This window comes from Salinivibrio sp. IB574 (assembly GCF_001996205.1).
Taxonomy (GTDB): domain Bacteria; phylum Pseudomonadota; class Gammaproteobacteria; order Enterobacterales; family Vibrionaceae; genus Salinivibrio; species Salinivibrio proteolyticus.
The window spans coordinates 1-26,856 of the sequence record NZ_MUFN01000042.1 but is presented as its reverse complement, the minus strand read 5'-3'; the positions used below and the strand labels follow the sequence as shown (position 1 = coordinate 26,856).

The window sequence follows — 26,856 nt, the reverse complement described above, 5'->3', positions numbered from 1 at the left end:
CGATTGCGATCAGTGATGTGGATGGCGACGATACGCCCACCTTCGCCAATACCACAGAAACAGGCACTTATGGTTCGCTAGAACTGGTCGATGGCAGCTGGACGTATACGCTTGATCAATCTGCGGTGCAGAATTTGGATGCCGGCGATCAAGTCACCGACACCATTACCCTGACCGCAAGCGATAACACGCAACAAGCCATTGTCATCACTATTACCGGGACAGATGATGCCCCTGAAGTCAGTGGTGAGTTTGTGGGTTCCGTCAACGAGGGCAACGTGGGCGATGCTGCCGTGACTGCCACCGGTACGATTGCGATCAGCGATATTGATGGCGACGACAATCCAACCTTTGCCAATACCACGGAAGCGGGGACTTATGGTTCGCTTGAGCTGGTCGATGGCAATTGGTCCTATACGCTTGATCAATCTGCCGTGCAGAATTTAGACGCTGGCGATCAGGTTACCGACACCATTACCCTCACGGCCTCTGATGGCACTGAACAAGCTATTGTCATCACCATTACCGGTAGCGAGGATGCGCCCGAAGTCACCGGTGAGTTTATTGGTTCGGTCACCGAAGGTAATGAAGGTGATGCACCTGTCACTGCCACGGGTACGATTGCGATCAGTGATGTTGACACCGACGATGCGCCTACCTTTGCCGATGTCACACAAGTGGGTACATATGGTTCGCTAGAGCTAGTGAATGGCAACTGGACCTATACGCTTGACATCACTATTACTGGTAGCGAGGATGCGCCTGAGGTCACCGGTAGCTTTGTCGGTTCCGTGACCGAAGGTAATGAAGGAGATGCGCCAGTCACTGCCACCGGTACCATTGCGATCACTGATATCGACGGTGACGATACACCCACCTTCGCCGATACCACAGAAACAGGTACTTATGGTTCACTCGAGCTGGTCGATGGCAGTTGGACCTATACGCTTAATCAAGCCAGCGTGCAAAATTTAGATGCCGGTGATCAGGTTACCGATACCATCACCCTCACCGCCTCTGATGGTACCGAGCAAGATATTGTTATCACCATTACCGGTAGCGAGGATGCGCCAGAAGTCACCGGTGAGTTTGTCGGTTCCGTGACCGAAGGTAACGAAGGCGATGCGCCTGTCACCGCGACGGGCACTATTGCGATCAGCGATATTGATGACGGCGATAATCCGACCTTTGCGGACACCACAGCAACCGGCACTTATGGCTCGCTGGAACTAGTCGGTGAAAACTGGACTTACACCCTCGATCAGTCTGCGGTACAGAACTTAGACGACGGTGATCTGGTCACCGATACCATCACTCTGACTGCCTCTGATGGCACTAAACAAGCCATTGTCATCACCATTACAGGGACGGATGATGCTCCTGAAGTCAGTGGTGAGTTTGTTGGTTCCGTGACCGAAGGTAATGAAGGAGATGCTCCTGTCACTGCCACGGGTACGATTGCGATCACTGATGTCGACGGAGACGATGCACCCACCTTTGCCAATACCACAGAAACGGGGACTTATGGTTCGCTGGAACTAGTCGGTGAGAACTGGACTTACACCGTCGATCAGGCTGCGGTGCAGAACTTGGATGTCGGCGATCAAGTCACCGATACCATTACTCTCACCGCCTCTGATGGTACCGAGCAAGATATTGTTATCACGATTACGGGAACGGATGATGCCCCTGAAGTGAGTGGTAGCTTTACCGGCTCAGTGGCCGAAGGCAACGTCGGTGATGCGCCTGTCACTGCCTCAGGAGCCATYGATATCACTGATGTCGACGATGGTGATAATCCAACCTTCGCCAATACCACTGAAACGGGTACTTATGGTTCGCTCGAGCTGGTCGATGGCAACTGGACGTATACGCTCGATCAATCTGCCGTGCAGAGTTTAGACGCTGGCGATCAGGTTACCGACACCATCACCCTCACTGCCTCTGATGGCACTGAACAAGCCATTGTCATCACTATTACCGGGACAGATGATGCCCCTGAAGTGAGTGGTAGCTTTACCGGTTCAGTGACCGAAGGCAATGTGGGCGATGCGCCCGTGACTGCCACCGGTACGATTGCGATCAGCGATATTGATGACGGCGATAATCCGACCTTTGCGGACACCACAGCAACCGGCACTTATGGCTCGCTGGAACTAGTCGGTGAAAACTGGACTTACACCCTCGATCAGTCTGCGGTACAGAACTTAGACGACGGTGATCTGGTCACCGATACCATCACTCTGACTGCCTCTGATGGCACACAGCAAGATATTGTTATCACCATTACCGGGACAGATGACGACCCTGTAGTCAGTGGTGAGTTTGTGGGTTCCGTCACCGAAGGCAATGTGGGCGATGCGCCTGTCACTGCAACGGGCACCATTGCGATCAGTGATGTGGATAGTGACGATGCGCCGACTTTTACCGATACCACTGCGTCTGGCAATTATGGTTCGCTCGAACTGGTGAACGGTGATTGGACCTACACCCTCGATCAAGCCAGCGTGCAAAATTTAGATGCCGGTGATCAGATCACCGATACCATTACCCTCACCGCCTCTGATGGCACTGAGCAAGCTATTGTCATCACCATTACCGGGACGGATGACGACCCTGAAGTCACCGGTGAGTTTGTGGGTTCGGTCACCGAGGGTGACGTGGGTGATTCGCCAGTCACTGCCACGGGCACACTTGCGATCAGCAATGTGGATGGCGACGATAACCCGACCTTTGCCAATACCACTGCGTCCGGCACTTATGGCTCGCTCGAGCTGGTCGATGGCAGCTGGACCTATACGCTTGATCAGTCTGCAGTGCAGAGCTTAGACGCCGGTGATCAGATCACCGACACCATTACTCTCACCGCCTCTGATGGTACTGAGCAAGATATTGTTATCACCATTACCGGTAGTGAGGATGCGCCAGAAGTCAGTGGTGAGTTTGTTGGTTCAGTGACCGAAGGCAACGAAGGTGATGCACCTGCCACCGGCACCAWTACGATCAGCGATGTCGACGATGGCGATAATCCAACCTTCGCCAATACCACAGAAACGGGTACTTATGGCTCGCTCGACCTAGTTAACGGCAACTGGACTTACACCCTTGATCAATCTGCCGTGCAGGATTTAGATGCCGGTGATCAGGTCACCGATACCATCACCCTCACTGCGTCTGATGGCACCCAGCAAGCTATTGTTATCACCATTACGGGGACGGATGACGACCCTGTAGTTACCGGTGAGTTTGTTGGTTCCGTCACAGAGGGCAATGAAGGTGATGCGCCCGTGACTGCCACGGGTACGATTGCGATCAGTGATGTTGACACCGACGATGCGCCTACCTTTGCCGATGTCACACAAGCGGGTACATATGGTTCGCTAGAGCTAGTGAATGGCAACTGGACCTATACGCTTGATCAGTCTGCGGTGCAGAACTTGGATGCTGGTGATCAGGTTACCGATACCTCAGGTCACCGATACCATCACCCTGACTGCGAGCGATAACACGCAACAAGATATTGTCATCACCATTACGGGGACGGATGACGACCCTGAAGTTACCGGTGAGTTTGTTGGTTCCGTCACAGAGGGCAATGTGGGCGATGCGCCTGTCACTACAACGGGCACCATTGCGATCAATGATGTCGATGACGGCGATAATCCAACCTTCGCCAATACCACTGCGTCTGGCACTTATGGTTCGCTGGAGCTGGTCGATGGTGATTGGACGTATACGCTCGACAATAACAGTAGCGTTATCCAAGGCTTAGACGCTGGCGATCAAGTTATCGATACCATCACTCTGACTGCCTCTGATGGCACCGAGCAAGCCATTGTTATCACCATTACGGGGACGGATGACGACCCTGAAGTTACCGGTGAGTTTGTGGGTTCCGTCACCGAAGGCAATGTGGGCGATGCACCTGTCAYCGCCACGGGTACGATTACGATCAGTGATGTGGATGGCGACGATAATCCAACCTTTGCCAATACCACAGCGTCTGGCACTTATGGTTCGCTGGAACTGGTCGGTGAGAACTGGACCTACACCCTTGATCAAGCCAGCGTGCAGAAYTTRGATGCYGGTGATSAGGTGACCGATACCATYACCCTCACCGCCTCTGATGGCACCCAGCAAGATATTGTYATCACCATTACCGGRACGGATGATGCCCCTGAAGTCACCGGTGAATTTGTTGGCTCAGTCACTGAAAGCAATGTGGGCGATGCGCCTGTCACTGCCTCAGGAACCATTGATATCACTGATGTCGACGGCGGCGATAGTCCAACCTTTGCGGACACCACTGAAGCGGGCACCTATGGCTCATTAGAGGTGGTGAACGGCAATTGGACCTACACCCTCAGGTCACCGATACCATCACCCTGACTGCGAGCGATAACACGCAACAAGATATTGTCATCACCATTACGGGGACGGATGACGACCCTGAAGTTACCGGTGAGTTTGTTGGTTCCGTCACAGAGGGCAATGTGGGCGATGCGCCTGTCACTACAACGGGCACCATTGCGATCAATGATGTCGATGACGGCGATAATCCGACCTTCGCCAATACCACAGCAACCGGCACTTATGGCTCACTCAAGCTGGTCGATGGCAATTGGACCTATACGCTTGATCAGTCTGCGGTGCAGAACTTGGACGCTGGCGATCAAGTTACGGATACCATCACCCTCACCGCCTCTGATGGCACCCAGCAAGCTATTGTCATCACCATTACCGGTAGCGAGGACCTACCTGAAGTCACCGGTGAGTTTATTGGTTCAGTCACCGAGGGCAATGTGGGCGATGCGCCTGTCACTGCCACCGGCACCATTGCGATCAATGATGTCGATGGCGACGATAATCCAACCTTTGCCAATGTCACAGAAGCCGGGACTTATGGTTCACTCGAACTGGTCGATGGCAACTGGACCTATACCCTCGATCAGTCTGCGGTGCAGAACTTGGACGCTGGCGATCAAGTGACAGATACCATAACCCTGACTGCCTCTGATGGCACAGAGCAAGCCATTGTCATCACCATTACTGGTAGCGAAGATGCGCCTGAAGTCAGTGGTGAGTTTGTTGGTTCAGTCACCGAAGGTAATGTGGGCGATGCGCCTGTCACTGCCTCAGGCACCATTGATATCACTGATGTCGACGGAGACGATGCACCCACCTTTGCCAATACCACTGAGACGGGTACTTATGGTTCGCTCGAGCTGGTCGATGGCAATTGGACCTACACCCTCAATCAAGCCAGCGTGCAGAATTTAGATGCCGGCGATCAGGTTACCGACACCATTACCCTCATCGCCTCTGATGGCACCCAGCAAGCTATTGTTATCACGATTACTGGTAGCGAAGATGCGCCTGAAGTGACCGGTAACTTTACCGGCTCGGTCACCGAAGGTGACGAAGGAGATACGCCTGTCACTGCCACCGGCACCCTTGCGATCAGTGATGTTGATGACGACGACAATCCGACCTTTGCCGATGTTACACAGGCAGGCACTTATGGCTCGTTGGAGCTAGTAGATGGTGCTTGGACCTACACCCTCGATCAGTCTGCCGTGCAGGATTTAGATGCCAGTGATGAGGTGACAGACACTATCACGCTCACCGCAAGCGATAACACACAACAAGATATTGTCATCACCATTACGGGGACCGACGATGCGCCAGAAGTCACCGGTGAGTTTGTTGGTTCCGTCACAGAAGGCAATGAAGGCGATGCGCCTGTCACTGCCACCGGCACCCTTGCGATCAGTGATGTGGATGGCGACGATAATCCAACCTTTGCCGATACCACAGAGACGGGCACCTATGGTTCGCTCGAGCTGGTCAACGGCAACTGGACTTACATCCTTGATCAAGCCAGCGTGCAGGATTTAGACGCTGGCGATCAAGTGACCGACACCATTACCCTCACCGCCTCTGATGGCACCCAGCAAGCTATTGTCATCACCATTACCGGTAGCGAGGATGCACCGGTGATTATTGGTGACTTTACAGGATCTGTCGTAGAGGGCGATGTCGGTGATGAGCCAGTCACCGCATCTGGATCGCTAACCATTACGGATTCTGATGGTAGTGATACTCCATCCTTCCCAGATACTGTGATATCCGGGGATTACGGTGAACTTGAGTTAGTGAATGGACAGTGGACGTATACGCTGGATCAAACAACGGTTCAAAGCCTTGCTGCCGCTGAAGTCGTCACAGACGAGATTACAGTTACAGCCAGTGATAACTCTCAACAAACAATTACAATTACGATTACAGGCACAGCAGAGGCACACCCCTCAATAACTGGTACTTTTACAGGCTCTGTCACTGAAGGCGATGTTGGCGATTCTCCCGTTACAGCCACTGGGACTATTCAAGTCAACAATGCGGGTAATACTAACTTTCTGAGTGTGGTTGATGATGGTGATTACGGCCAACTGGTGCTTAATGGTGACAATACATGGACCTATACGCTAGACCAGGCTGCGGTACAACATCTCGATAATGGACAATCGACAACAGATGTAATCACCGTAGCTGTATCTAATGGTGTCGAGCAAGCGATCACGATCACCATTACCGGTACCAATGACGCCCCCATATTGACTCAAGCCGTTTCAACACAAACTCTGCAAGAGGATTTTGTTAGCTATACCATTGATCTAAATACGGTATTTTCGGACGTCGACAGCAATGATACGTTAAGCTTTGATGTGGCGAATGTGCCTAGTGGGGTCTCCGTCTCTATTGATGCGAATGGTATCGCAACCATTTCATCGGTCGCCGATTGGAGTGGGACAGAGACGGTGAGCTTTCGTGCCACCGATACGCAAAATGTGAGTCTCACCCATGATGTCATCTTCAACATCGAAGGGGTCGCTACTGCGCCTACCCTCACAGTCAGCCGTGGCGATCAATCACTGACTTATATCGACAGCGCTGGACAAATCTCCGCCACTGATCCCGGAGCGGGCGGGTCTCGAGCCATTCTTTCGCCTTTAACAATCTCAGGCACCGCTAATGAAACGGGTGAAACGCTCACTTATCGAATCAGCGGATTACCAAGTGATGCAGTATTATCAGCGGGAACAAAAGAGGCAAGCAGCGGCGATTGGCTACTCACGGACGCGCAACTGAGTGGTCTTAATCTCGCCTCTCCTGCCGATATTACTGGTGTCATGCTATCGATTACCGCTATCAGTGCCGACGGCACGGATCAGGCATCAACCACGGCCACGCTGAATCTAGAAAATGATAGCTTTGCACAGACCGAAGGACAAACCACCAGCATTGCTAGTGTCGACGGACTGATCAGCAACGATACAGATACACAGGCCTCTGTCACCCGCGTTGCCACCAATGCCAGCCAAGGAGAAAGTGGTAACAGTGAAATTGTGATCGGCCCAGCCACTATCGCCACCGCATTGGGTGGCAGTATTACTGTCAATGCCGACGGTAGCTTTACCTACACCGCACCTGCGATGAACCATGCAGGCGGCGGTCAAGTCTATGACAGCTTCTCCTACCAAAGTAGCGAGAATAGCGAGTGGACAACCGTGACCTTTGATGTCAGTGACTCTGCACCTGTTGCCCATGATGATAGCGATAGTGTGGCCTCTGGTGCCTCGACAGGCGGTAACGTTATTACTGCTGGCACTGGCGCTGATACCCTTGGTGCGGATACCACCACAGTGACCTCGGTTAGCTTTAATGGCACCACCTATGCGGTTAACGGAAGTACTGTGATTGCCACATCGCAAGGGCAATTAACCATACAACCTGACGGCAGCTACCTGTATCAATCATCCGTGCCATCGACGACAGATGCCAGCACCTTGGATGATGAGGTATTCTCCTATACCCTCACCGACAGCGATGGTGATACCAGTCAGGCGCAGCTTACGCTAGGCCATGACAACAATACTCAACTATTTGCTGATATTAGCTCTGCAGATGAAAAAGGCTTAATTAGCAACGACAATAGTCACACTACCCAAGGCAACTTGTTGGACAATGATATGGGGATTGGCGTCAATGTTAACCTCTATCAAGTTAATGGACAGAGTTTTGGCAGTGATGGGGTTTTAACACTCACCACAGATAGTGGCACCCTGACCATTTATAATGAAAACAACAGCCAAGGTTATCGTGCGGGTGACTATACCTACACGCTAGATAGTGCCACCAGCGGCGACAACGTGAGTGAGGCATTCACTTATACCACCTATGATCCTACTTCGTGGACACCATTTCGCTCATCAACGTTAACTATCAACATCCAAGATGATGCACCTACGTCTGACAACATCGAAAGTGCCTTGTACGCCACGGCAGAGAGTAGCTCGACCTTTAACCTGATTCTTACCGTTGACCTTTCGGGCAGCATGGCCGATCCAGTTGATCCAAGCGATCCGGATTCGCCGAGTCGGATGGAAGTCACCAAAGCCGCGTTAAAATCCATGGTAGAGGAATACGACAAACTCGGTGATCTCAATATTCAAATCGTGTCATTCTCGGATACCGCGAGCTCTTCTGGCTGGATTCAGAATGACGTCGGCAGTGCACTAGACGCAATCGAGGGTCTGTATGCCGGCGGCGCAACCCGATACGATAACGCGCTTAACGAGATCATTAATACTGTCGATACCTCAGGGCTGGCTGCAGATAAAACCATTTCTTATTTTATCTCCGATGGGATGCCCAATGATGCTTTTGAAAACAACACCAGCCTGCATAGCGCATGGCAAACTTATGTGAGTACGCAAGGCATTGATGAGTCTTTTAGTATAGGAGTAGGTGACGGCATTACCACTATCCCGCTCGCACCTATTGCTATTAGCTCGTCTGGAGATGACGCTCAGAATATCCAAATTGTTTTGGATGAAACAAACCTTACCTATACCTTGTTACAAACCATTGAAAATGGACAAGTATCAGGCGGCCTCGTGCTGATGGATGATGATGGCAATACTGTTTCCTTATTCGGAGCTGACGGTGGTTATATCTCCGCGCTCACCCTAGATGGACAAACGTACAACTATGATCCGGCGACTGACAGCGCGCAGCAGACCTTTGAAACCGCAAAAGGCGGGATCCTCACCATCAATTTTGATACCGGCGAATATGACTATCGCGTGGCGGTCGACAGAGATATTCTCAACGAGCAAGAGCAAATCGCACTGACGCTTACCGACAACGATGGCGATACCAGTAACGTCAATGTCGCCATTAACCTCTACTACGAGGCACGGCTAGATGCCAATCACGATATAGTAATCACCAATATTCACGATGGTAGTCCGATCGTCATTCCAGGTTTAGCCTTAACCCATAATGATATTCCATCGATGGGCAGCACAATTACAGCCACCAGTAACGCGGTACAAGGGTCGGTAGCAGGCACGGATGACGTCATCTTCACGCCCGATAGTGCAATGAGTCCGCAAACCTTCCTTGATCCAATCGGTAACGATTCCGAGTTTATTGCAGAATCCGAATTGGGTGATTTCTCCAACTCGTTTGCACAGGCACAGAGCCTAGACCGTGGTAAGTTCGGGACCATGACACAGGAGGTATGGGCGCACATTGATGCCGGTAACTACGGTGCCAACGCAGCTCTGACAGGTACGGTCCAAAACGGTACCGACAGTGACATGACAAAAATGGACCTCTACCAAAACGAGACCTTACTCTTTGATGATGATCGGTGGTTAAATAATCTCAGCGTTAGGGTTTATGACCAAAACCAACAACTGCTGGATACTCTCAATCCAGATACTGGCAGTAATAGCTTTACCGCCGGTCAGCAGGGGACTTATTACTTTGAGATCGTTTCCAACAATGCTTTAAATACGACTGAGAACTACGAGATTTATCTCACTCTGGATAACTCTAACGCGGTATTACCAGAGCCTGAACATAAATTTGAATACACCACCTCTAACGGCAGTTATGTGGACAGTGCATTGGTCGATATTATTGCCATTGATGACCAAACATTGGAGGGCGGCTATCAAAGTGAAATCCTCGCCGCCGGTGCAGGTGACGATACCCTCATTGGTCATGCAGGGGATGATAGCCTACTTGGTAACCACGGCGATGATACCCTTGATGGCGGTCTGGGCGATGATCTCCTGATTGGCGGTAAAGGTGACGATACGCTGACTGGCGGGCTTGGGTCGGACACCTTCGCATTTTTAAACGGTGACCAAGGGTCTGTCGGCGCAGAAGCGGTCGATCGCATTACGGACTTTGATGTACAAAAGGACACACTGGACCTCTCCGAGCTGCTGATTGATGAAGACCAAGCCGGTGCAAGCCTTGAAGGCTATCTAACCCTTGAGGACAACGATCAAGGTGAAGCCACCTTATACATTGCCTCTGCAGGCGATAATCAAATCGATCAACACGTGGTATTCGAGAACCTCAGCGTGGCAGATATGGCGGCAGCCTACGAGATTGATATTAGTGGCCTGAGTAGCCAGGAGCTCAGCGCTTCCGTGATTGATGCCATGATCCAACAAAGCAAATTGATGACAGATTAGCACCCACCTCACACGTCGATACCTCGCCCTGAGGTATCGGCAACTTTACGTTTTATTTTTCTCGCCAAAGGGGCAGAATAGCGCCAAAGCTCGGGAAATAAGCAATAGGGAGCAACTTTGTTATCTGAGTTAAAAAATATTGCCCAACTGTTGGTCGATAACAAGCTACTGACCACTATCGGCGTCGTTGTTGTTGTGAGCGTTATTCGCCGCCTGATCCTACGTCATATTCGCGGTGACAGTAACTTCCTCAGTGAAGATCAACGTAAGTGGATATCTCGCACTAAAAATGGGGCATTTAGCTTACTGTTACTGTTTTTATTTTTATTCTGGAATACGGAAATTAGCGAGTTTGCCCTCTCACTGACTGCCATTGCAGTGGCTGTCGTGGTGGCATCGAAAGAAATTATCTTGTGCTTTACCGGCTCCATTCAACGCGCTAGTTCTCGATCATTTCGTATCGGGGATTGGATTGAAGTGGGTAACTCACGCGGCGAAGTGATCGAGCACAATTTGATGGCGACCAAAATTCAAGAAATTGATACCCATCATGGACACTATTGTTACACCGGAAAGACCGCGACGCTGCCCAACAGCTTGTTTTTTACCACCACGGTAAAAAACCTTAATTTTATGAAGCGCTATGTCTACCACCATTTTTTCTTGGTGATCCGTGGCGATATTAATTTATACCCCCATATTCCCGCGCTGCTGGCACGGATTGACGATCATAGTGAGGATTTTCTCGATGTCGCTCGACGTTATAACCATGTGATTGAACGTCATGCGGGGGTGGATTTACCAGGGCCCGAGCCCCACGTCTATTTGTCTCATACCGATACTGGCGAGCAGCACGTCCACGTCCGCCTGTTCTGTCCAACCGAACGCGCCGCCGAGCTCGAACAATTAATACGGGAAGACATTATGACGCTTTATTGCGAAAAACTGCTCCCTGCCGCTGACGGAAAACGGCCAGAGAGCGCCGACGCTGCTGCGTCAGATACTCCCGCGCCACCAGCAAACTCATAACAAAAAGCGCTCGTCGTTACGGCGAGCGCTTTTCAATCCCTGCTTTCTTGGTAAAGGTTTACAGCAAAAACAAGGTTCCTAACCCAAGGAAGGCAACAAAACCAACAATATCCGTCACCGTGGTTAGAATGACCGATCCTGAAAGCGCAGGGTCAATTTTAAGCTTATCGAGAATGACCGGAAGAAAGATACCTGCCAAGGCGGCACTGATAATATTGGCGACAATAGCAGCACCAATCACCATCCCTAGTCCCCAGCTGTTAAACCAGTAACCGGCGATCAAACCAATCACTATCGCCCACAGCACACCATTCAGTAGCCCCACTTGCAGCTCTTTGTTCAATAGTGGCCTTAAGTTACTTTTAGATATTTGCCCTAATGCTAAGCCTCGCACAATCAAGGTTAGCGTCTGGCTTCCGGCGATCCCACCCATTGACGCCACCACGGGCATTAATACCGCCAGCGCGACCACTTGTTGCAGTGTCGCTTCAAACAAACCAATAAACCAAGAAGCAAGAAAAGCCGTCATCAAATTAATGCCAAGCCACAGTGCACGATTACGCGCACTTTTCATCACCGGGGAGAATAAATCTTCATCTTCATCCAAACCCGCCGTCGCCATAATTTGTGCTTCAGCTCGCTCGGCTTGCATTTCATACGCAGTACCGAGATCAAGCCGGCCAATCAACATCCCACCATCGTCTAGCACCGGTAAGGCAACTTCCTCACTGCTAGCAACCTTATCGGCACTCACATAAATATCCTCACGAGCATTCAGACTCGGGAATTGTTCGCGCACCAACTCACTGATTTTTAATACGCCATCGGCCCCAAAGAGTTTGTGAATCGGCACCGCACCGACCCATACGCCACGGCTATCAACCACGAACACATGATCACAGTATTTCGGCATCACACGGCGCAATAAACGCAACACGACATTCACTTTTGTTTTGGCGGGTACCACTAATGGTTGATGATCACACCAGTGACCCACCTCGCTATCTGCATATTGCTGAGCAGAGGCATAACGTTGCTTTTGCTCCGTATCCATGCGCCCCAATGCTTCTTCCAGCAAAGGTTCGGTGAGCACATCTTGCAGCTCCAGCAAGGTGTCGGCATCCAGTTCCGCAAACAAGTCATGCAGGCGAACCTCATCCACTGCGCGAATAATCGCTTCACTCGCATCAGCACGCATTTCCGCCAACACCGGCAGCTGTATTGCAGGCGATAATTGCTCCCAAAAACTCACACGATCAGTAACGGGCAAAGACTCAAGTAATAGAGCGAGGTCATCAAGACTGTGGGCTTGCTCGATCTCTTGTGCCACTTCGGGCGTTCCCTCATCAACTTTTGAGAGCAAATCCTCAATTACTTCTTGTCTATCACTGTTTTGCATGGTATTTCCTTCATGAAACTTTTCGTGTGCTCTCTGACGCCATCACGGCGTATTTAGCGACGTTTATTTCGTCGCCCTGCCCAGAGATGCCATGACGTTGCCACGACGAATCCCAGACTCTCTCGTATTGCCGCAAAGCGGTAAGTGCGCGCATCCGCGTGCACATCTTACTGCTGACACTACGATAAGATCTGCGTCAATGCGTAGTAAATGTATGCGATGGTTATCACACATCATCGCTTATTTTTCAGATTCTTACCACGAGTAATCGTAATCCCTTCTACGGTAGAGTAAGGGACTTTGTTATAGCGGATCAAAATGAACACTGTGCAACACAAAACACCTAAAGTCAGCGTCGGCTGGCGAGAGTGGGTCGCCCTCCCCGACCTAGGTATTGCTCGGGTGAAAGCCAAAATTGATACCGGAGCACGGACTTCTTGCCTGCATACGTTTAAGATCGAAGAATTCGACCAAAACGGAGAAGCTTGGGTTCGCTTTTGGGTTCACCCTCACCAAGGTGACGATGAAACACACGTCCAAGCTGAAGCCAAAGTGGTAGCCAGACGCGTTGTTCGCGACTCGGGAGGTCATGAACAGCTTAGGTATGTCATACAAACCACACTTCAAGCGGGTACATTACGCTACCCGATAGAAATGACACTAACGGCAAGAGACAACATGCGTTTTCGCATGCTACTCGGCCGCACAGCCATGGCGGGACAAATGACCGTCGATCCCATGCACTCTTTTTTGCTCGGTAAGTAGGAGCGGTTAAACCATGAAAATAGGCATTCTGTCGCGTAACAAAAATCTTTATTCTACGCGTCGCCTGATAGAAGCCTGCGAACAACGCGGTCACGAATATAAAATCATTGATGCGCTGCGCTGCTACATGAGTATCAACTCAACGCAGCCGATGATTCATTTGGCCGGTGAGGAGCTATCAGGGTTCGACGCTATCGTACCGCGGATTGGTGCATCCGTTACTTTTTATGGCTGCGCGGTACTACGCCAATTCGAAATGATGGGCGTATTCCCCGTCAATGAGTCGGTTGCTATCAGTCGCTCTCGCGATAAATTACGCTCAATGCAATTGTTGTCACGTAAAGGGATCGGCATGCCTCATACTGGGTTTGCCAGTAAGCCTGGTGATATTGCTGACTTGCTGACCATGGTGGGGGGAACACCCGTGGTGGTCAAACTGCTGGAGGGAACCCAAGGTATTGGCGTCGTGCTCGCTGAAACTAAAAAAGCCGCAGAAAGTGTGATTGAAGCCTTTATGGGCTTAAAAGCGGATATTTTGGTGCAAGAATACATTAAAGAGTCTAGCGGTGCCGACATTCGCTGCTTTGTGATTGGTGATAAGGTGATTGCCGCGATGAAACGTCAAGCGCAACCGGGCGAGTTTCGCTCTAACCTGCACCGTGGCGGAACGGCAAGCCTTATCCGCATTACGCCAGCCGAGCGTCGAACCGCGATCGCGGCCGCGAAAGCCATGGGACTTAACGTGGCAGGGGTTGACCTTCTTCGCTCCGAGCGCGGGCCCCTTGTGATGGAAGTCAATTCTTCTCCTGGGCTAGAAGGCATTGAAAAAGCAACAGGAAAAGATGTCGCGGGCATGATCGTCGAGTATATTGAAAAGACGGCTAAACCCCAAAGGACACGCACACGTGGCAAGGGCTAAAAAAAACAATGCCATCGACATCGGTGGCGAAACGATCCAAGCTGGCGAGCATGCCAGCTTGGAACTGGAAATGGCGCGCCTGTACACTCACGCGCCATTAAATGTCAGCATTGAGGTGTTAAACGGCAAGTTAGAGGGTCCGATTCTACTTGTTTGCGCCGCCATTCATGGCGACGAGCTCAATGGGATTGAAATTGTTCGTCAAATATTAGCCAAAGTCGATACCGAAAAGCTTCGTGGCACCTTGATTGCTATTCCCGTCGTCAATGTCTTTGGCTTTATTCACAAGTCCCGCTATCTACCCGATCGACGGGACTTAAACCGCTCTTTCCCCGGCTCCGAGCGCGGCTCCATTGCCGGCCGTATGGCATATCAATTATTTAATGAAGTGATCAGTCAGTGTACGCACGTCATTGATCTTCATACCGCAGCGATTCATCGCACCAATCTACCTCAAATCCGCGCCAATCTTGATAATGAAGGAGCGGCCGAGATGGCGAAAGCCTTTGCGGCTCCCGTTATGGTTGATGCCGCCTTACGTGATGGCTCTCTCCGTGCGGAGGCGGAAGCGATCGGTATTCCAGTCATCACCTACGAGGCAGGGGAAGCGCTGCGATTTGAGCCTTACGCTATTAATGCAGGCGTGCGGGGTGTCATTCGAGTGATGCGTCATTTGGGGATGCTACGTCAATCTCGGCGTGCGCTGCCCTATCAACCCGTCACAGCACGCGCAACGAGATGGGTGCGCGCTGAAGCTGATGGTATTTTTCGTAGTCATATCGCGTTAGGTGAAATGGTCAATAAAGGACAACTAATTGGCATCATCAGCGACCCGGCTGGCAGCACTGAAGTGGAAATCAAAGCCTCACAAAGCGGTATTTTGATTGGCCAACAAACTCTCCCTGTTGTCAATGAAGGAGATGCGGTCTTTCATATCGCCTTTTTCTCGCAATCTGACGAGCTGATTGAGCAACACTTAGAGGGCTATTTAGATCAGGTGCGAGACGATCAAGACGATGAATTACGATGGGGTATCGGCACACTTTAACTTTGATCTTAAAGGCGAATCATCACCGTACTACTTGCATCGCGCACTCAGATTCATAACACTACGCGTTTTTGTAGCACGGGCAGTTGCCCGCCACACGAGAGGATCGATATCATGCTGACATGGCAAGAGATCGTCACACGAAGCGAACAAGGTAATGTGGCGCCGCGCCAGCGGGTGGAAAAAACAGATCAACAATGGCAGTCACAGCTCAGCGACGAGCAATATCGCGTTACGCGTCAAAAGGGCACTGAACGTGCTTTTAGCTCGGGCATGTGTACCTTGTTTGAGCCAGGCCTATACGGCTGCGTTTGTTGCGGCACACTGTTGTTTGATGCGAATGAGAAGTTTGACTCAGGTACCGGCTGGCCTTCATTCACACAACCGGCCGAAGATAGCGCCATCGCATACCATAAAGATACCAGTCACGGAATGACACGCATTGAAACTACCTGTGCTAGCTGTGATGCTCATCTGGGACATGTGTTTCCCGATGGTCCCCCACCGACTGGATTACGTTTTTGTATGAACGCCGTCGCGTTAAAGAAATTAGATTAATCTACCCCTCATTGGGTTTCAGAGCCGGCGCATGCCGGCTCTGCTATACTTATTGATAGAATATACTTCAATGACTTAGCATTACTGCTGAGGCCACTGCTGCCCTCTGATGGATGTGGGAGAGACATGCAATCAGTTCTATCTCAAACACGATCACGGATGATTTTCTTGTGGGTTGTGTTGTATGGCAGCCTTGTCTGGGCAGACATGCGATTCTTATCGGCCATTCTCGATCTGAACACGGTGACGCTGCTAAACATTTCTAGTGGGCTTGCCGTTATCCTATTCCAACATTTTGGAACAAGGCTTGTCTTGCCTCTTACCGTTGCAGGTGCATTAGGACATGGTTTAGCGGCTATTGCACGTATCGAATCCGTCCATCTAATCACAGGGTTACTCTTCGGTGCTTGCCTGACCCTGACCCCACTCATCTCCTCATGGATATGGAAAAAGCTATACCCTCACTGTCTGGACAGCGTGAGTGCCTTATTCAGGTTTCTCATTATTGGTTGTTTAGTGCCTGCGCTTGGAATGATCGCGCTCATCTCGATTCCTCTTTACCTTGATGAGCAACTTATCTCTGGGAGGATTCAATTTCTCGCTGTAGAGTTTGCAGTCACTTACACGACCGCTGTTTTGATGAGTGTTAGCCTATATACCGCATGGCAACGTGTCGGAATAGATTTTGGTAAGATTACACGAATGCGAGTGGCTTACGTACTGTGCGTTTTTTTACTCACACTGTTTAGCTTTTCTGTTTTCCCTGGCTCAATTTTCATCGTCCTTGCCTTGCTAATCTATATTGCTTTCGCTGGCCACTGGCGGACCCTATTGATTGCATTATGTACATTAATTGCAACAACGATCGTCATGGTTCCCATCAATATGGGCGCCTTTGATATCCCAGATATTCATAACGGGGTGCTAGCGCTACTGATCTATATTTTGACCACTGTACTCGCCAGTATCAGTATTTCAATCCAAGTCATGGAACTCAAAAACGCGGTTGCCGCAAGGGATAGCTGGCAGCTAAAAGCCAGCTTAGATCCTTTAACCGGAGTGGTAAATCGCTATGGTTTATTACCTGAGCTAGCGATTGAATATGAACATGCTCGCCGAGCTCGTTATCGATATACCATCGCCGTATTTGACGTAGACCATTTCAAACAATTCAATGACAACTATGGCCACCTTGCTGGCGATCAAGTATTGAAAGATGTCGCTGGCATCATCACAGACACAGTACGCCAGAACGATTTAGTTGCTCGCTATGGCGGTGAGGAGTTCGTGGTCATCTTTCGCAACACGCGCGCAAGCGACGCCACTCATGTGGCAGAACGGATCCGAGAACGTATCGCCGCTAGTGTTTCTCACATTGATGACCAGTCACTGACCTATACCGTCAGCTGCGGTTTGGCAGAAAACCACACTGACGATATTCATCCAGAGCGTATTTTTGACCGAGCCGATGATTGCTTGTATCAGGCCAAAAAGACGGGGCGCAACCGTGTTGTTGTGGCGCCCCCACCCTAATATTTATTCAGCGATACCGCCTTCGGTGAGCTTGGCTGGGTCAAGCAATTGGGACAAATGCTCGCGGCCGAGATCCGTTTCTTCCTCCGCGACATCCAAGATAGGCCGGCCCTGTTGATACGCCTTCTTCGCAATTTCAGCGGCTTTAAGGTAACCCACAACTGGGTTAAGCGCCGTCACTAAAATAGGGTTACGGGCTAACGCTGACTGTAAGCTATCTTCTCGCACTTTAAAGGTCGCCACCGCTTTATCTGCTAGCAGATGAGCTGCATTCGCCAATAGACGAATACTTTGCAGTAAGTTAGCAGCAATCACAGGCAACATCACGTTCAGCTCAAAATTCCCCGATTGCCCCGCCACCGTGATGGTAGTGTCATTGCCCATCACTTGCGCTGCAACCATAGCAGCGGACTCTGGAATAACAGGATTCACTTTCCCCGGCATAATAGACGATCCCGGCTGTAACCCCTCTAGCTCAATTTCTCCAAGCCCGGCAAGTGGGCCCGAGTTCATCCAACGTAAATCATTGCTCAGTTTCATGACCGCAACCGCGGTTGTCTTCAACTGGCCGTGCAATGCCACCAGCGCATCTTGGCTACCAATCGCAAAAAAAGGATTCTCGCTCGCCGTGAATGAGGAGTGGCTACACGCACAAACTGCGTTGGCAAAACGCTCGGCAAATAATGGGTGAGCATTGATTCCCGTCCCTACTGCCGTGCCACCCTGAGCCAGTGCGCGCACCGATGATAGGCTTTGGGTAATTTGTACCATCGCGTGTTCGACCTGCTGAGTCCAAGCATCTAGCTCTTGACCAAGAGTCACAGGCATCGCATCCATCAAGTGAGTGCGACCCGTTTTCACGATATGACCGACTGTGCGTTTCTTTTCCTGTAACGCGTCACGTAAATGCGCTAACGCGGGAAGTAAGGCTTTTTCACAGCCTAATGTGGCACTGATCTGGATAGCCGTAGGAACAGAATCGTTACTACTTTGACTCATGTTAACATGATCATTAGGACTGACCGTTTCACCACACTTTTCAGAGGCCAACGTTGCCAGCACTTCATTCATATTCATGTTTGAGCTCGTGCCTGAGCCGGTCTGAAATACATCAACGGGAAACTGCGCTAAATGCTCACCATCCATGATGGCTTCGGCACTTTGGCGAATCGCATGTGCGATATTGCCATCCAGTAAGCCCAGCTCTTCGTTAGCCGTTGCCGCTGCATGCTTCACCATGGCTAACGCGCGAATAAAACCCTCAGGCATAGTCTGGTCACTGACCGCAAAGTTATTCACGGCTCGCTGTGTTTGTGCTTGATACAGCGCATCCGCGGGTACCTCAACATTACCCATACTGTCTTTTTCGATACGTGTTTTCGCCATGATTATATCCTTTTCATTCGCCACACCATTTCGATAATGGTTATCATTAACATATTGAGTTCACTAAATGAAGTTAGTGACGTCATAGGCTGACAAAAAATCCGTGCCTCTCAGGCTTGCATCCCCTAGTATGACGTCACTGTCACCCATAACGAGCAATACCATGCAAGATGAAACCAGTACCAGTATCGCTAACTTGATTGAAGTGGTTGAGAACCAGATCGCCGACCAAGATCCTAAAAAGGTAGCAGAAACCTTGATGCGCCTGCGTATGACCGGCTATTCACGCGACGAAGCTATCGAGTACATTGCTTGTGCGTTAATGGTTGAGATCTATGATGTTAGCAATCACAACGGGCAATTTACCCTGTCCCGCTATGAAGCCAACTTAGACACCCTGCCAGACATGCCATGGGCCGATGAGATTAATTTGGATATCGGTGAGTAAACCTTGATCGGCTTAGTCGCGACAGTGCCCGCCTAAAAGCGCAGTTCAGACCGATTTTGTCTGCCACCACCCAATGCACATCGCGACTATACTACTGACAGTTAAGCTTATTCCCAGAGCTTGCTCTGCTCCTACGCTTGCTAATCCAATACCAATTAACCCGTAGTAGAGCATACCGAATAGGGCGCCAGCCGTACCGACACAATCAGCATAGTGGCGAAGCGCGTATGCGAGGATGTTAGGGATCGCAATCCCATACGCCATCACAACGAATATCATAGGCATCACAAACCACGGACTGGTTTCTAGCCTCCAAACCACAATACTTCCTAGGGTAGAGACGAGGCCAGACAATAAAAGTAACGGCTTATACACCCAGCCTCTTGCTAAAAGCTTCTTATTCACGATGGCTCCCATACCAATCCCTAGTGCTAAGATGCAACCTGAGTAGCCATACCATGAGGGTGGGATACGCAAAGCGCTAAAATAGAAAGGCGCAAGCTGATAGTAAGCAAATAAATTAATATTAAATGCAGCCACCAAGACTGCACTGAACCAGACATCACCATCCATCATTAAGCGTCGTAAAACCGGCGCTATCGGAGGAAGAGAGTTATCAGCCCTTCGGGTCTCAGGTAAACACTGATAGGCGTAGAGGAAAAGCCCTACAGACGTAATAGCCAGCCCAATAAATACCCCTTGATAACCAAGAAAACCTACCAATAACGCTCCAGCCAACACGCCAATAGCAGGGCTCAGTGCAATGGCAATCCCCATCACTGCGAACATTCGCGCCAATTGGGTACGACTATAGCAATCTCTAATCATCGTTTGCGTACCAACTGACCCAACCGCGGCACCAAAAGCCGCCATGACTCTGGCTATCAAAACAAGGCTAAAATCAGAACTAAACACGGCAAGCAAGCATGCCATCGCATAGACCCCCAAACCAGCGAGCATACTCAGCCGACGACCTATAACATCACAAGCTCTCCCCCAAAAAACAACGCCAAATGCAAAAGCAACAAAGTAGCTAGATAAAGTTTGCGAAGCGATATCGGGAGTAACCGAAAAGTGTAAAGCAAGTTCGGGGAGTGCMGGGCTGTAAATCGTTTCTGCAATTTGCGGAAACATCATTAAAGCCATAGCTAAAGTCAGGCTGAAAGTCCGAGTTTGCATAATGACCTCTGAAGAAAACAATGAGGTCTTAACCTACCAACATCAGCACTTTGTCTATTATAATATAAAAGACAATAAGTTTATAAAATAAGACAATTTGTAATGGCATGGCTCAACAGCGACGATAACTTTGATCCTGATATGCTCGATAATTCGGTGCTGGGGATCGGTGCTGACTTAACCTCGCACGACTCAGGCTTTCACTATCACCAAAAAGGCCAATTACTCTTTAGTCAGCATGGCTGTATGCGGATAACCCTCGCGAACTCAGTCAGTATCTTGCCTCCCACTCGAGTTGCCTGGATTCCGGGCCAATGCAAGCATCGGGTTGAGATGCAACACACGGTAGGCTACCGCTCGATCTATTTTGACCAAAGGGTAATCACCCAATTACCTACTCAGTTAATGGTCCTGACGACAACACCGTTACTGACAGCAATTCTGGAGCGTATTGCTCTTTCTCCGTTCACGACGGATTGGCAATGTGGCGCACCAGCCAACCTTCTCGCTGTATGTATCGATGAGCTGACAAGCGCTAAAGAAGAAACAATGACGTTGCCTATGCCGACGGATTATCGTTTATCACCGCTCCTCGAAATGGATGTACTCCCACCGTTAAAAGAAGCAGCAACACGATGCGGCGCCTCTGAAAAAACGATCACGCGCTTGTTTAAGAAAGAAACGGGGATGAGCTATCAGCGATGGCGACAACAATGGCGGATCATTAAAGCGATAGAGCTACTCGCCGCGGGAAAAAAGCAAGGTGATATCGCCCATCGATTACACTTTGCCAGTGACAGTGCATTTATCACATTTTTCAAAACCATGCTGGGAGAGTCACCTCGCACTTATATGAAGAAGCATCACCATTAAAAAAGCCGCTCTACGCGGCTTTGATTTTTAGAGTGGATAGACTTTCTCAAACTCTTCAAGCACCACATCCGAGTGCTCATCAAAATGTAGGCCGTGTGTTTTGGCGTACTGGGAGAAGTACCCCCAATGCGCTTCGTGCCAACACTGGTAAGAGCCATCTCCCTCTCCTTCACGTGCCGAAAATTCAGCACTGACTTGGTTGAACGGGCAATAGCTCACCTGAGTGGTTTTGACGATACACACGGGTCGCTGGTGACCATTAAGAACAATCTTATAATGTCCTTTTTGCGGGATAACCGCACTTTTCTCTTCCAAAGAGCTGCGCAATCGGCAGTGGGCTTTCTTTTTATTCAAACTAACCAATGTCGCAACTTCGTTCGCTCTCACCGTGTGATGACTTAAGGTGTCCACCACCACTTGATCATCAGTTGGCCGTTGGTCCGCGGGAAGGGTCGCTAGATATCGGTGCCAAAAGGCGTTTTGTTCTTCAGTCATGGGTCTCGCCTTGATTATTATTGGTTTCGTTTTTTAAATGATTTCTTTCTGAACAGGTTCTTGGACAGCAGTAACGATGTTGATCATAACGTGCAGCCGCACATTCGCCTATGCGCTAGCTAACGTTTCTAGATTGCATTGTGAATAAATTCACACTTAAACATCAACTGAAGCCAATTTTGATCAAAAAAAAGCGGCCTTTTTGGCCGCTTGAGAGATTGATTAACCTTAATCGCTAATAAATGGCAATAAGGCTTGGTGTAGTCGGTCAATTTCATCAATGGTGTTGTAATGCATCATACCGATGCGGATCACACCGCCTTTGTCTAAGATATCAAGCTGCTCACACAGGCCTTGCGCATAGAAGTGTCCATTCCAGACACACAAATTTTGCTCGCCAAGTGCTTGAGCAACCTCTGCCGGCTCTGTTCCCTCTATGCGTATAGCAAACGTTGGAGTGCGTTTGTCGAGCTGATTATCGTCGGTAATACCATAAATACGTACTTTGGGATAAGCGCGCATCAACTGGATAAAGTGTGCTGACAATGCTTGTTCATGCGCTTGATACTGCGCATAGCTTGCCGCTAGTCTTTCTCGCAGTGAGGACGTCGGATCGCCCCATTGCGCAAGATAGTCGACCGCCGCAATAAAGCCCGCTATCGCCTCAAAGCTTTGGGTGCCCGTTTCAAATCGGCCGGGGCCTTGATTAGTCGCAGGTTCCACTTTGTACGGTTTTAACGTCTGTACCCACTCAGGCGCGACATAGGCAAAACCAACATGAGGCCCAAAAAACTTATACGCTGAGCAGGCAAGGAAGTCGCACCCGAGTGCTTGCACATCCACCAAGTGATGAGGCGCGTAATGCACCGCATCCACATACACTTTGGCGCCCACTTGTTTCGCCATCTCCACCACTTTTGCCACATCGACCAGACTGCCTGTGGTATTTGAGGCTAACGTCACCGCAACCAACTTGGTTTTATCGGTCATTAGGCTGGCCAGATGTGCCATATCGATAGAGTACGTCGATTCATCAACACGTACCTGTTTCACAACCGCACCCTTGTCTTGGGCCGCTTGCTGCCAGCTGGACACGTTTGAATAGTGGTCTAGCGCGGAGACAATCACCTCATCCCCCGCCTGCCACTCTCGACTGATTGCGCGGCTCAACGAGAAGGTCAAGGTGGTCATATTGGGGCCGAATACCATGCTTTCTGACGATGAGGCATTCACAAAGGTAGCCGCCACATCCCGCGCGCGCTGCATAAGCTCGGTCGTATAACGACCAGAAAAGAACTGGCCGCCCAGATTGGCGTTGTAGTGCCCTAAATAACCCATCATAGCGTCAAGCACTGCGCGGGGCACTTGCGCACCCCCTGGGCCATCAAAAAATGCGACGGGTTCGCCTTCAATAATTTGGGAGAGCGCGGGAAAGTGGCCCCGAACAGCATGGGGTGAAAAACCTGCCGGTGTCATCGTTACTTCCTTGTTGCTGTGAGTACAAATACATCCATTGTGCCCGGCTTCTGATTATCAACGGGCGTAATCGGCTCAGCGTAATGCCACAACGTACGATCATCAAGTGCCGCCATTTGCCCCGGTTCCAGCGGTAAGCTAAACAATGGTGCACTCGTTTTGTGACGGAACACTTGGAAATCTCCACCCTCAATATTATCGCGGCCAATGCTCACAATAGCGATATGATCAAAGCCATCTTGATGAACCCCTTCTGGGGCAACCTGCACGGATTGATTATCCGCCTGAATACGAATTTGGTGGATTTCGATGTCGTTGTCATCGCTAAGCTGGTAAAGGTCGCGGAATGTCCGACACATGGCATGGAAGCCGGGTGCCTGAATGGTCTGGGGCTCGATATCCTCAAAGGTTCTAGCCACATCCCCTTGGAATTCATTGATGTCAGATGTTTGCATAAATGGGCGAGTCGGTAACTTCTCGATGCCCCCATCGAAAGCATGCACGATTGAATAGCGACGCAAGCGATAACCGCCGTCTGCGTGAGATGTACCCGGAAGGTTATCAAACGAAGGCTGTAATTGTTTGATATGATTATCGTCCAGTTGATTAAGCTGCATGAGTAATGTTGACGTATTCATGGCTTCCTCCTGTTTCGCGACTGTGCCGCGCATTCAAACCAATACGTTTGAAATACATTTATTTAACAAACGTGATACATCCAATCATCAACCATATACACTGTTATTTCCAGATCGAGCGCTATATTTATCGATCATAAACCACTCGTTTAGTTTTTTTGTCTAAAAAATTTCGCTAAGCCGTTGAAAGGCTCCACCACAAAGATTAACAATTATTAAACAAAAGAATTAATCACTGCATAGTTGGTCTATTGCCCTATTTTAGAAGGTGGAAATGGGACAAAAATGTCACGAAAAGTTGCCATTCTGCGTAATTCAGAGGAATTTCATGTTCAGATAGCGTTATAAATCAAACACTCTGCATCGGTTTTTCGCTCATCCTCTACACTAGTAAGACACGCTTTGATGCGCGGGAGAGGATAGAATGACAAGGTTGAATATCCAGTGTGCTTGTGGCCAAGTGACGGGAGAAATTATCGATGCGCAACGCAGTCAGCGTTGCGTTTGTTACTGCAAAGACTGCCAAGCATTCGCTGAAAAACTGGGTTACCATACCGAGCTAAGGCCCGGGGGAGGCACAGAAATACTACAAATTACACCCGCCCAGTTACGCGTATACCGAGGGAGAGACAAGCTTTCCTGCGCGAGATTATCCGAAAAAGGGCTTTATCGCTGGTACACGAGCTGTTGCCATACACCGATAGCAAATACAATTAGTGCAGCTATCCCTTTTATCGGCATTATTAGTAGTTGTTATCACATCGAAGGCGATAACGAAGAAGAAATTGGCCCCGTCCGTTGGTACGTACAAGGACAAGACGCACGTTCATCCATCCCAGAAAAAAATGTCCACCCTCGCTTTCCGCTTAGCTTAGTGATCAGAACCGCCCTCCGCATTGGCTGGGCACGTTTACTCGGTCACCATCGTCCCAACGCTTTCTTCGATCGCCAAGGTCAGCCACGTGGCGTTGTTTACTACCCACAAGACGCGATGATCGCCAAACCCGACAAACACCCTCACCCTGAATAGAAAGGTTTCAGCGATGGCAGTTATCGGCCACACGATAGTAACCAAGCTTTAACTAAATCAATCTCGCATTTACAATAGWGCTGTAAAAWCAAGCAATCCCCCGAGCGAGGTGTCCTTATCTACCTCGCTTCTACTCACAATAACGGACTTGGGGAGGCACCCGTGAGCAACACATCTCATTCCAATAGCCAAGACAGCTTCAACACGCGACGTACCCTACACGTCAATGGTGAAACCTATGATTACTTCCGTCTCGATGCATTGTCTGATCAATTTAATATCAGCCGCTTGCCCTACTGCCTAAAAGTGCTGCTTGAAAACTTGCTGCGCAAAGAAGACGGTAAGAATGTGTCGGCAGAGGACATTAAAACCCTTTGCCAGTGGCAAGCTGATGCTGCCGGTAAAGATCAAGTAAACTTCACCCCTGCACGTGTCGTGCTTCAAGATTTCACTGGCGTACCTGCTGTGGTGGATCTCGCAGCCATGCGTGCCGCCATGCGCGATTTAAAAGGCGATCCAGCCAAAATTAACCCGCTTGGTGCGGTTGATCTTGTCATCGACCACTCGGTCATGGTGGATGACTACGGTAACCCTGACTCCTTGCAGAAAAACACTGAGATTGAGTTCGAACGAAACAGCGAGCGTTACCAATTTTTACGTTGGGGTCAGCAAGCCTTTTCGAATTTCCGCGTCGTCCCCCCCGGCACGGGGATCGTACACCAAGTGAACCTCGAGTATTTAGCCCCGGGTGTATTAGTGGAAGCGCAAGGCGGCAATAAGTTAGCCATGCCGGATACGCTGGTAGGCACTGACTCACATACCACCATGATCAACGGCTTAGGTGTGCTTGGCTGGGGCGTGGGTGGCATCGAAGCGGAAGCGGCGATGCTCGGCCAGCCTATCACCATGCTCATTCCTGAAGTGGTCGGCTTTGAGCTTAAAGGCGAGCTACCTGCGTCTGCCACTGCAACTGACTTGGTACTCACCGTCACTCAAATGCTACGCGAGCGCGGTGTGGTGGGTAAGTTTGTTGAATTTTATGGCCCGGGCCTCGCTAAACTCCCGTTGGCTGATCGCGCAACCATTGCCAACATGGCGCCCGAATATGGTGCAACCTGTGGCATCTTCCCGATTGATGAAGAAACGCTAAGCTACATGCGCCTAACAGGACGCACCGACGATCAAATCACGCTGGTCGAAACCTATGCCAAAGCACAAGGCTTGTGGCGAGATGACGATGCACCGGTGGCTGATTATAGTGACACACTCCATCTCGACCTCGGTGATGTGGTGCCAAGCCTTGCCGGCCCCAAACGCCCGCAGGATAGAATTGCATTAACCGATGCCAAAACCCAATTCGATCAGCTATTGGAAAAAGAGCAAGCGGCAGCAAATAACCTGATTGCCAGTTTTGCCAGTGAAGGCGGGCAAACTGCGGTCGATAACCCCAGTGTGCGCGAACAAGGTGATACTCAAGTCAAGTATAAGGGAGAAACATTTACGCTTGAGAACGGGGCCGTCGTC

The 26,856-nt window shown here is 50.1% G+C and carries 17 protein-coding genes and 1 pseudogene; 12 read left to right on the top strand and 6 right to left on the bottom strand.

Annotation, left to right across the window (positions count from 1 at the left end; genetic code table 11):
• The 3 genes and pseudogenes from BZJ17_RS17690 to BZJ17_RS15500 form a co-directional block, all read left to right on the top strand.
• Window positions 1-6,833: pseudogene (locus tag BZJ17_RS17690) on the top strand (VCBS domain-containing protein); the annotation flags it as partial.
• A gap of 357 nt (window positions 6,834-7,190) precedes the next feature.
• Window positions 7,191-10,556: a type I secretion C-terminal target domain-containing protein gene (locus BZJ17_RS17685; protein WP_347230983.1), complete on the top strand. Its 3,366-nt coding sequence runs from the start codon at window positions 7,191-7,193 to the stop codon at window positions 10,554-10,556.
• 117 nt (window positions 10,557-10,673) lie between these two features.
• The gene (locus BZJ17_RS15500) at window positions 10,674-11,585 is read left to right on the top strand and encodes a mechanosensitive ion channel family protein (protein WP_069590390.1); all 912 of its coding nucleotides are present in this window, start codon (window positions 10,674-10,676) and stop codon (window positions 11,583-11,585) included.
• Window positions 11,586-11,643: 58 nt separating this feature from the next.
• Here the strand turns inward: BZJ17_RS15500 and BZJ17_RS15495 are convergent, their stop codons facing one another.
• On the bottom strand, window positions 11,644-12,984 hold the full coding sequence (locus BZJ17_RS15495; RefSeq protein WP_077641338.1) for a magnesium transporter: 1,341 nt from the start codon (window positions 12,982-12,984) through the stop codon (window positions 11,644-11,646).
• A gap of 318 nt (window positions 12,985-13,302) precedes the next feature.
• Here BZJ17_RS15495 and BZJ17_RS15490 point away from each other — a divergent pair, with 318 nt between their 5' ends.
• From BZJ17_RS15490 to BZJ17_RS15470, 5 genes are all read left to right on the top strand, one after another.
• Window positions 13,303-13,749 (top strand): ATP-dependent zinc protease, encoded by a 447-nt coding sequence (locus BZJ17_RS15490; RefSeq protein WP_077641337.1) that lies wholly within the window; start codon window positions 13,303-13,305, stop codon window positions 13,747-13,749.
• A gap of 13 nt (window positions 13,750-13,762) precedes the next feature.
• The gene (rimK, locus tag BZJ17_RS15485; protein ID WP_077641336.1) at window positions 13,763-14,668 is read left to right on the top strand and encodes a 30S ribosomal protein S6--L-glutamate ligase; all 906 of its coding nucleotides are present in this window, start codon (window positions 13,763-13,765) and stop codon (window positions 14,666-14,668) included.
• Window positions 14,655-15,716, top strand: coding sequence for a succinylglutamate desuccinylase/aspartoacylase family protein (locus BZJ17_RS15480; RefSeq protein ID WP_077641335.1), 1,062 nt, complete (start codon window positions 14,655-14,657; stop codon window positions 15,714-15,716). The genes rimK and BZJ17_RS15480 overlap by 14 nt, the downstream gene beginning before the upstream one ends.
• A gap of 114 nt (window positions 15,717-15,830) precedes the next feature.
• Window positions 15,831-16,274 carry a peptide-methionine (R)-S-oxide reductase MsrB gene (gene msrB / locus BZJ17_RS15475; protein ID WP_077641334.1) on the top strand — a complete coding sequence of 148 codons (444 nt, stop codon included), beginning with the start codon at window positions 15,831-15,833 and terminating at the stop codon, window positions 16,272-16,274.
• A 126-nt stretch (window positions 16,275-16,400) separates the two neighbouring features.
• Window positions 16,401-17,807: a diguanylate cyclase gene (locus BZJ17_RS15470; protein WP_077641333.1), complete on the top strand. Its 1,407-nt coding sequence runs from the start codon at window positions 16,401-16,403 to the stop codon at window positions 17,805-17,807.
• A 3-nt stretch (window positions 17,808-17,810) separates the two neighbouring features.
• On the opposite strand, the gene BZJ17_RS15465 is transcribed toward BZJ17_RS15470, so the two are convergent.
• Window positions 17,811-19,196: a class II fumarate hydratase gene (locus BZJ17_RS15465; protein ID WP_108743836.1), complete on the bottom strand. Its 1,386-nt coding sequence runs from the start codon at window positions 19,194-19,196 to the stop codon at window positions 17,811-17,813.
• 160 nt (window positions 19,197-19,356) lie between these two features.
• On the opposite strand from BZJ17_RS15465, the gene BZJ17_RS15460 reads away from it, so the two are divergent.
• Window positions 19,357-19,641 carry a hypothetical protein gene (locus tag BZJ17_RS15460; RefSeq protein ID WP_077641331.1) on the top strand — a complete coding sequence of 95 codons (285 nt, stop codon included), beginning with the start codon at window positions 19,357-19,359 and terminating at the stop codon, window positions 19,639-19,641.
• A gap of 45 nt (window positions 19,642-19,686) precedes the next feature.
• On the opposite strand, the gene BZJ17_RS15455 is transcribed toward BZJ17_RS15460, so the two are convergent.
• The gene (locus BZJ17_RS15455) at window positions 19,687-20,775 is read right to left on the bottom strand and encodes an MFS transporter (RefSeq protein ID WP_241836828.1); all 1,089 of its coding nucleotides are present in this window, start codon (window positions 20,773-20,775) and stop codon (window positions 19,687-19,689) included.
• 147 nt (window positions 20,776-20,922) lie between these two features.
• Here BZJ17_RS15455 and BZJ17_RS15450 point away from each other — a divergent pair, with 147 nt between their 5' ends.
• Window positions 20,923-21,693 (top strand): helix-turn-helix transcriptional regulator, encoded by a 771-nt coding sequence (locus BZJ17_RS15450; protein ID WP_077641329.1) that lies wholly within the window; start codon window positions 20,923-20,925, stop codon window positions 21,691-21,693.
• A 27-nt stretch (window positions 21,694-21,720) separates the two neighbouring features.
• On the opposite strand, the gene BZJ17_RS15445 is transcribed toward BZJ17_RS15450, so the two are convergent.
• The 3 genes from BZJ17_RS15445 to BZJ17_RS15435 all read right to left on the bottom strand — a co-directional run bounded on the left by BZJ17_RS15445 (window position 21,721) and on the right by BZJ17_RS15435 (window position 24,302).
• A complete protein-coding gene (locus BZJ17_RS15445; RefSeq protein ID WP_077641328.1) occupies window positions 21,721-22,188 on the bottom strand; it encodes an ASCH domain-containing protein in 468 nt (155 codons plus the stop codon).
• 228 nt (window positions 22,189-22,416) lie between these two features.
• A complete protein-coding gene (locus BZJ17_RS15440; protein ID WP_077641327.1) occupies window positions 22,417-23,664 on the bottom strand; it encodes a cysteine desulfurase-like protein in 1,248 nt (415 codons plus the stop codon).
• Window positions 23,665-23,666: 2 nt separating this feature from the next.
• Window positions 23,667-24,302, bottom strand: coding sequence for a 2OG-Fe dioxygenase family protein (locus BZJ17_RS15435; protein ID WP_069590414.1), 636 nt, complete (start codon window positions 24,300-24,302; stop codon window positions 23,667-23,669).
• A gap of 424 nt (window positions 24,303-24,726) precedes the next feature.
• On the opposite strand from BZJ17_RS15435, the gene BZJ17_RS15430 reads away from it, so the two are divergent.
• Entirely contained in the window at window positions 24,727-25,332 is a 606-nt protein-coding gene (locus BZJ17_RS15430; RefSeq protein WP_077641326.1) for a DUF6151 family protein, read from the top strand.
• Between the two features lie 162 nt (window positions 25,333-25,494).
• On the top strand, window positions 25,495-26,856 hold a 1,362-nt coding region (locus BZJ17_RS15425; RefSeq protein WP_241836827.1), incomplete at its 3' end, for an aconitase family protein.